The sequence below is a fragment of the Microbacterium sp. UBA837 genome (assembly GCF_002296025.1).
Taxonomy (GTDB): domain Bacteria; phylum Actinomycetota; class Actinomycetes; order Actinomycetales; family Microbacteriaceae; genus Microbacterium.
The window spans coordinates 1-7,306 of record NZ_DBHD01000007.1; the positions used below are offsets into that span (position 1 = coordinate 1).

At 66.5% G+C, this 7,306-nt stretch carries 6 protein-coding genes; 5 read left to right on the top strand and 1 reads right to left on the bottom strand.

The window, feature by feature from the left end:
• Positions 1-35 precede the first annotated feature (35 nt).
• Positions 36-470 carry a succinate dehydrogenase, cytochrome b556 subunit gene (sdhC, locus tag B3587_RS01000; RefSeq protein WP_228179563.1) on the bottom strand — a complete coding sequence of 145 codons (435 nt, stop codon included), beginning with the start codon at positions 468-470 and terminating at the stop codon, positions 36-38.
• A gap of 212 nt (positions 471-682) precedes the next feature.
• Here sdhC and B3587_RS01005 point away from each other — a divergent pair, with 212 nt between their 5' ends.
• The 5 genes from B3587_RS01005 to B3587_RS01025 all read left to right on the top strand — a co-directional run bounded on the left by B3587_RS01005 (position 683) and on the right by B3587_RS01025 (position 7,277).
• Positions 683-1,798 carry a mannose-1-phosphate guanylyltransferase gene (locus tag B3587_RS01005; RefSeq protein WP_292725902.1) on the top strand — a complete coding sequence of 372 codons (1,116 nt, stop codon included), beginning with the start codon at positions 683-685 and terminating at the stop codon, positions 1,796-1,798.
• Positions 1,799-1,959: 161 nt separating this feature from the next.
• Positions 1,960-3,078 carry a BMP family lipoprotein gene (locus B3587_RS01010; protein WP_292725904.1) on the top strand — a complete coding sequence of 373 codons (1,119 nt, stop codon included), beginning with the start codon at positions 1,960-1,962 and terminating at the stop codon, positions 3,076-3,078.
• Between the two features lie 115 nt (positions 3,079-3,193).
• Positions 3,194-4,711, top strand: coding sequence for an ABC transporter ATP-binding protein (locus B3587_RS01015; RefSeq protein ID WP_292725905.1), 1,518 nt, complete (start codon positions 3,194-3,196; stop codon positions 4,709-4,711).
• Positions 4,708-6,018 carry an ABC transporter permease gene (locus tag B3587_RS01020; RefSeq protein WP_292725907.1) on the top strand — a complete coding sequence of 437 codons (1,311 nt, stop codon included), beginning with the start codon at positions 4,708-4,710 and terminating at the stop codon, positions 6,016-6,018. The genes B3587_RS01015 and B3587_RS01020 overlap by 4 nt, the downstream gene beginning before the upstream one ends.
• Positions 6,015-7,277 (top strand): ABC transporter permease, encoded by a 1,263-nt coding sequence (locus tag B3587_RS01025; RefSeq protein WP_292725909.1) that lies wholly within the window; start codon positions 6,015-6,017, stop codon positions 7,275-7,277. Before B3587_RS01020 ends, B3587_RS01025 begins: the two co-directional genes overlap by 4 nt.
• Positions 7,278-7,306: the final 29 nt, after the last annotated feature.

Sequence of the window (7,306 nt, forward strand, 5' to 3'; positions counted from 1 at the left end):
GGAGGCGCGGGGTTCGGCGATCGCAGGAGCGCTCATCAGTGACCGCCTCCCATCGAGCTGAAGACATTGATGAGGTGACGGGGGGTGAACCCGATCATCGTCACCGCCCAGACGCCGAGGACGATCCACCAGAGCTGACGCTGGTAGCGCGCACCCTTGGACCAGAAATCCACGATGATGATGCGCAGGCCGTTGTAGGCGTGATAGGCGATCGCGCCGACCAGGAACACCTCGCCGATGCCCATGATCGGGTTCTTGTAGGTGCCGATCACCGCGTTGTAGGCCTCGGGGGAGACCCGAATGAGCGCGGTGTCGAGGATATGGACGAGAAGGAAGAAGAAGATGGCGACGCCGGTGATGCGATGAAGAACCCACGACCACATGCCCTCGTGGCCGCGGTATAGCGTTCCACGAGGGGTCTTGGAGGTGGTTTCGGATACCGACGGTGTGACGCGTGCTGGTGCAGACACGGTCGTCCTCCCTGGATCGAACACGAGCGGGGCGGTCAGTGCCCCAACGGGAACCTGGCGCAGGTCCCTCGGCGTCACTCGGGCGCGAGTCCCATCCTATTGCGCCCGCAGCGGGCGCGGCTCTTAGGCCACCCTTAGTTCGGGGGTACTGCTGTCGCGTGCTGTCACTTCCCGGACACGTGCTCGAAAGGCCGCCCCAGTAGCCTGGGGGCATGTCTCAGGAGATCTCCGACTTCTATGCCGTCATCCCCGCGGGCGGCATCGGCAGCCGGCTCTGGCCGCTCTCGCGTGCCGACGCCCCGAAGTTCCTGCACGACCTCACCGGATCCGGGCACTCCCTGCTCCGTGACACCTGGGATCGGCTCGAACCTCTGGCAGGAAGCGAGCGCATCGCCGTGGTCACCGGGCGCGCGCACCGCGCAGCCGTCGAGGCCCAGTTGCCCGGCGTCCCCGACCGCAACGTCTTCCTCGAATCGGAGCCCCGCGACTCGACGGCGGCGATCGGCCTGGCGGCTGCCGTGCTCGTGCGCCGTGAACCCGACGTCATCATCGGATCCTTTGCGGCCGACCACGTCATCCGGCCTCCGCACCTCTTCCAGTGGGCGGTGCAGCAGGCCGTCGCGGTGGCGCGGCAGGGATACATCAGCACGATCGGCATCCAGCCCTCCGAGCCCTCGGTCGGTTTCGGCTACATCAAGAAGGCCGACGAACTTCTCGTGGACGGCGCACCGGAGGCTGCCACCGTCGAGCGATTCGTAGAGAAGCCCGACCTCGAGACGGCCCGGGCCTATTTCGCCGACCGCTCGTACCTCTGGAACGCGGGGATGTTCATCTCTCGCGCCGACGTGCTGCTTGCTGAGATCGAGGCGAACAACCCCGAACTTCACGCCGGGCTGGTGGAACTCGCCGAGGCCTGGGACGACCGCGACCGTCGGGGGCCGGTCGTCGACCGGGTCTGGCCCGCCCTGACCAAGATCGCGATTGACTACTCGGTCGCCGAGCCCGCCGCCGAGAAGGGCAAGCTCGCTGTGATCCCTGGTCACTTCGACTGGGATGACGTCGGCGACTTCGCGAGCCTGGCAAAGCTCAACTCCCACGGCCGCAAGAACGACCTCGCCATCCTCGGCGAGAATGCCCGCATCCTCTCTGACGCCTCCAGCGGCATCGTCGTGTCGCAGACATCGCGGGTGATCAGCCTCATCGGTGTGCAGGACATCGTCGTCGTCGACACTCCGGATGCTCTCCTGGTGACCACGAGCGAGCACGCGCAGCGGGTGAAGGGTGTCGTCGACGCGCTCAAGCTCGGCGGTCGCGGCGACGTCCTCTGACATGCCTGAGCCCCGGCGCGAGCAGTTTGCGTGACGACTCTATTGCGGGTTTGTAACCATTGCTTAGTGGCGGCTGTCTGGAGCATGCATCGTGGCGATTCGCTAGGTAGATTCTCCAGATGCACCCGCCGTCTGGGCGGGCCCTTCACCTGGAGGCACAGTTGACCATTTCCACCCGTAAGCGCGTGCTCGGCGGCCTCGTTGCCGCAAGCATGTTCGTTGCACTCGCCGGCTGCGCGTCGGCCCCCACTGACACGGAGACCACGGCAGCTGCCGGCGGCGACGTCGTCGAAGGCTTCATGCCGTGCCTGATCTCGGACGCCGGTGGCTGGAACGACAAGTCGTTTAACCAGTCGGCCAAGGAAGGCATGGACCGTGCCGTCGCCGAGCTCGGCGTCGAGGCCCTCGAACTCGAGTCGACCTCTGAGAACGACTACGCGCCCAACATGGAGACCGCTGTCTCCGAGGGCTGCACCCTGATCGTGTCGGTCGGCTTCAACCTCTCCGCCGCGACGGTCGAGTCGGCGCTGGCCAACCCCGAGGTCGATTACGCGATCATCGACGACTGGGCCGACAACGACTTCGATGGCACCACGGATGCCCCGAACGTCAAGCCGCTCGTCTTCGACACCGCGCAGGCTGCCTACCTCGGTGGCTACGCGGCCGCTGCGTGGTCTGCCGAGGCGGGCGTGAACAAGGTCGGCACCTTCGGCGGGATGCAGATCCCGTCGGTCGCGGTCTTCATGGACGGCTACCAGCTGGGCGTCGAGAAGTACAACGAGGACAAGGGCGCGAGCGTCGAGGTCGTCGGGTGGGACACCACGACCCAGGAAGGCTCGTTCACCGGTGGCTTCGAGGCGAACGACACTGCGAAGCAGACGGCACAGGGCGTGCTCGACCAGGGCGTCGACGTGATCCTGCCAGTCGGTGGCCCGATCTACCAGAGCGCCGCCGCGGCGATCGCCGACAGCGGCAAAGACACGCTCATGCTCGGTGTCGACAGTGACCTCGCCGTCGCCGACGACTCCGTCGCTGGCATCACGCTCGTCTCGATCATGAAGGCGATCGACGTCGCGGTCTACGACGCGACGATCGCGGCCGCCATGGGCGAGTTCGAGGTCGAGCCCTACGTGGGCACGCTGGAGAACGAGGGTGTCAAGCTCTCGAGCTTCCACGACTTCGAATCGCAGCTGCCCGCAGGCCTGCTTGACGAGTTGGCTGCCTTGCAGGAGCAGATCATCTCTGGCGACATCGTCGTCGACTCGCCCAACTCCCCGTGAGTTCGCACCACTGAGTTCCCCGTTCGGGGCGAGCAGCGCTGAGGCGCTGTTCGCCCCGAACCCATTTCCGGGCGCGCTGCTCTCGCGCACCGCGTCGGCTGAGTAGGGTGCAGATATGAAGCTTGAGCTCCGAGGAATCACCAAACGGTTCGGAAGCCTCGTCGCCAATGACCGCATCGACCTCGTCGTTGAGCCGGGACAGATCCATGCGCTTTTGGGCGAGAACGGCGCCGGTAAGTCGACCCTGATGAACGTCCTCTACGGGCTCTATCAGGCCGACGAGGGCGAGATCCTGCTCGATGGCGCCCCGCGGCGGTTCCGCGGTCCGGGCGATGCCATGGCGGCGGGAATCGGCATGGTGCACCAGCATTTCATGCTCGTCCCCGTCTTCACCGTCGCCGAGAACGTGATGCTCGGCCACGAAGAAACCACGTTCGGCGGGATGCTCGACCTGTCGAGGGCGCGCGACCACGTGCGCGCGGTTGCCGAGAGGTTCGGCTTCGACATCGATCCGGATGCCGTCGTCGGCGATTTGCCGGTGGGAGTGCAGCAGCGCGTCGAGATCATCAAGGCTCTCTCGCGAGACGCCCAGGTTCTCGTCTTCGACGAGCCGACGGCAGTGCTTACCCCCCAAGAGACCGACGAGCTGATGGCCATCATGCGTCAGCTGCGGGACGAGGGCACCGCAATCGTTTTCATCACGCACAAGCTGCGTGAGGTGCGCGAGGTGGCCGACGCCATTACCGTCATCCGGCTTGGTCGTGTCGTCGGCGAAGCGGAACCCACCGCGACCAACGAGGAACTCGCATCGATGATGGTGGGCCGGGCCGTCGAGCTCACGGTGCACAAGGCGCCGGCCCGGCCGGGTGAGGGGGGACTGGCGGTCCGGGACCTTCGCGTGATCACGTCGCACGGCGCCATCGTCGTCGACGACGTGTCGTTCGACGTGCACCCCGGGGAAGTCCTCGCCATCGCCGGAGTGCAGGGCAACGGGCAGACCGAGCTCGTCGAGGCGATCATGGGACTCGCCGCGCGCGTCGAGGGGTCGATTCGGCTCGACAGTGTCGAGCTGACGGGCAAGAGCGTTCACGCCATCCTCGATGCCGGCGTCGGTTTCGTGCCCGAAGACCGCACGGTGGACGGCCTCGTCGGGCCGTTCTCGGTTGCAGAGAACCTCATCCTGGACCGCACCTCCGATCCCGAGTTCGTTCGGTTTGGAACGGTCCGGGCGGCGGAGCGCGACCGCTTCGCCCGCGATCGCATCCACGAGTACGACATCCGTACGCAGGGAGCCGAAGCGCCCGCGCGTACGCTGTCGGGCGGGAACCAGCAGAAGGTGGTGATCGCCCGCGAGTTGAGCAGGCCGCTGCGTCTGCTCATCGCGGCGCAACCCACGCGCGGCGTCGACGTCGGGTCGATCGAGTTCATCCACAAACGGGTCATCGAGACCCGCGACAGTGGTGTCCCCGTCGTGGTCGTGTCGACCGAGCTCGACGAGGTCGTCGCGCTCGCCGACCGCATCGCCGTCATGTACCGAGGCAAGCTGATGGCCATCGTTTCCGCCGATACCCCCCGAAGCCGGCTCGGTCTGCTCATGGCCGGGGTCGCCGATTCCGAAGGGACAGCAGCATGAGTGGTGCCACACCGGGTGCCGAGGATTCCACGAAGGGTCTGCCTCCCGAGCAGCTCCCGCACCTTACGGGGCCCCTCGTGGACCCGCAGCCCGCGCCGCCGCGCGTGAACGCGTTCCTGACCGACCTGCTTCGCGGCAACGCCGTCATGACCATCCTCGCGATCGTGCTGTCGATGATCGTCGGGGGAGTGCTGATCGCCTTCACCAACGAAGACGTGCAGGCGGCATCCGCCTACTTCTTCGCCCGTCCCGGCGACACTGTCGTCGCCGTGTGGAACGCAGTGGTGGGCGGATACGACGCGCTTCTGCGCGGCGCCGTGTTCAACTACCGCGCTGATGATTTCGCGACCCAGATTCGGCCACTGACGAACTCGCTGGGCACCGCCGCCCCGCTGATCGCCGCGGGACTCGGTGTCGCGCTCGCGTTCCGAGTCGGTCTGTTCAACATCGGTGCCCGCGGCCAGATGCTCGTCGGCGTGATCTTCGCCGCACTGTTCACCTACAACCTGGGCCTGCCAATGTGGCTGCAGCTGCCGGTGACGCTGATGGCCGGCATCCTCGGCGGTGCGATCTGGGGCGGGATCGTGGGACTCATCAAGGCGCGTACCGGCGCGCACGAAGTCATCCTCACGATCATGTTCAACTACGTGGCGTATTACCTCCTGTTGTGGATGATCCGCACCCCGGGACTGCTGCAGCGACCGGGAACCAACCAGCCGATCTCGGCGGCGACTCCGGAGGCCGCGCAGTTCCCGACCCTGTTCGGTGAAGGGTTCCCACTTCTGGACTGGGGTTTTGTCATCGTCATCGCAGCGACCGTGTTCGTCTGGTGGCTCGTAGAGCGCTCGGCGCTCGGGCTCCGGATGCGGGCCGTGGGAGAGAACCCCCACGCGGCCCGGGCTGCGGGCATCAGCGTGCAACGCATCTATGTCTACGCAATGCTCTTCGCGGGCGGCCTCGCGGGTTTGGCTGCCATGAACCAGATCCAGGGCGCCGTCACGAACGGGTTCACCGCGAACATCGATGCTGGCATCGGCTTCGACGCCATCACCGTCGCACTGCTGGGTCGCAGCCGGGCCTGGGGCACCTTCGCCGCAGGTATCCTGTTCGGCGCCCTGAAGGCAGGATCCTTCTCGATGCAGGCGCAAGGCATCCCCGTGGACATCGTCCTCGTCGTCCAGTCCCTGATCGTGCTGTTCATCGCCGCGCCCCCGCTGCTGCGCGCGATCTTCTTCCTCCCGAAGACGCAGGAGGAGAAGGCCGCCGCAGCCAGAGCCAAGTCCGCGAAGAAGGCGGTGACGGCATGAGCGCGACGCTGCCGAAGAGCCCGGACGCGCTCATGACAGTCCGCGAACGTCATCTCAAGGTGCCGATCGTCCTGGCCATCGCGGCGGCGATGCTGGCACTCCTGTTGCTCGCTCTTCCCCGTGACGGCGTGACCACGTTCGACTTCGGCGGCGCATCGTCGGCGCGCGTCGAGGTGCCCACCGCGGTGACGAGCTGGATCCTCGTCGCGGTGATGGTCGTGCTGACGGCGCTGGCCGCGCTGCGATCCTGGGCGTACCGGACCGTCCCGCTGTGGCTCACGATCCCCTTCGGCGTGCTCGCGATCACCGCCTTTCTTGTTTGGGCCGGAGCCGACGGGCTCGTGCCGCTCACGAGCCTCCTGGTGGGGGCCATCTCGCTCTCGGTGCCGCTCGTGTTCGGCGCGCTCGGCGGTGTCATCGGAGAGCGCGCGGGCGTCGTCAACGTGGCCATCGAGGGCCAGCTGCTACTTGGGGCGTTCTCGGCTGCCGTGCTGTCAAGCCTCACCGGCAGTCCGCTCGTAGGCCTTGTCGGCGCGATGCTCGGCGGGGCGATGGTCGCCTTCGTCCTGGCAGCCTTCGCCATCAAGTACCTCGTCGAGCAAGTCATCGTCGGTGTCGTGCTCAATGTGCTCGTCACGGGAGTCACGGGATTCCTGTTCGGTGCGCTGCTCGTGCCGAACGAGGACCTGCTCAACAGCCCTGAGCGGTTCGCGCCGATCGCGATTCCCCTTCTCAGCGACATCCCGCTCCTCGGGCCGGTCCTGTTCAACCAGACGCTCATCGTGTACCTGATGTACGTCGCGGTCGCTGTCGTGGCCTGGGGGCTGTATCGGACGCGCTGGGGGTTGCGGCTGCGAGCTGTCGGTGAGCATCCGCAGGCGGCCGACACTGTCGGCATCCGTGTGAATCCGACCCGGTTCTGGAACGTCCTGCTCGCGGGGGCCATCGCGGGAATCGGGGGCGCCTACTTCACTCTCGTCTCGGTGCCGCAGTTCGGCAAAGAGATGACCGCGGGCCTGGGCTTCATCGCCCTGGCGGCGGTCATCTTCGGACGCTGGGACCCGGTACGGGCGACGCTCGCGGCGCTGCTGTTCGGGTTCACGACCAACCTCCAAAACTTGCTGACGGTGCTCAAGACCCCGATCCCGGGGGAGTTCATGCTCATGCTGCCCTATTTGGTGACCATCATCGCCGTGGCCGGTTTCGCCGGTCAGGTCAGGGGACCTGCCGCCGCGGGCAAGCCCTACATCAAGAGCTGAGCCTCGGAGGACCCGCATGACAGACATCG

Excerpts from the sequence above, each read along its gene's own strand:
- B3587_RS01015 (WP_292725905.1), top strand. The coding sequence starts at position 3,194 with ATGAAGCTTGAGCTCCGAGGAATCACCAAACGGTTCGGAAGCCTCGTC.
- B3587_RS01005 (WP_292725902.1), top strand. The coding sequence starts at position 683 with ATGTCTCAGGAGATCTCCGACTTCTATGCCGTCATCCCCGCGGGCGGC.
- B3587_RS01025 (WP_292725909.1), top strand. The coding sequence starts at position 6,015 with ATGAGCGCGACGCTGCCGAAGAGCCCGGACGCGCTCATGACAGTCCGC.
- B3587_RS01020 (WP_292725907.1), top strand. The coding sequence starts at position 4,708 with ATGAGTGGTGCCACACCGGGTGCCGAGGATTCCACGAAGGGTCTGCCT.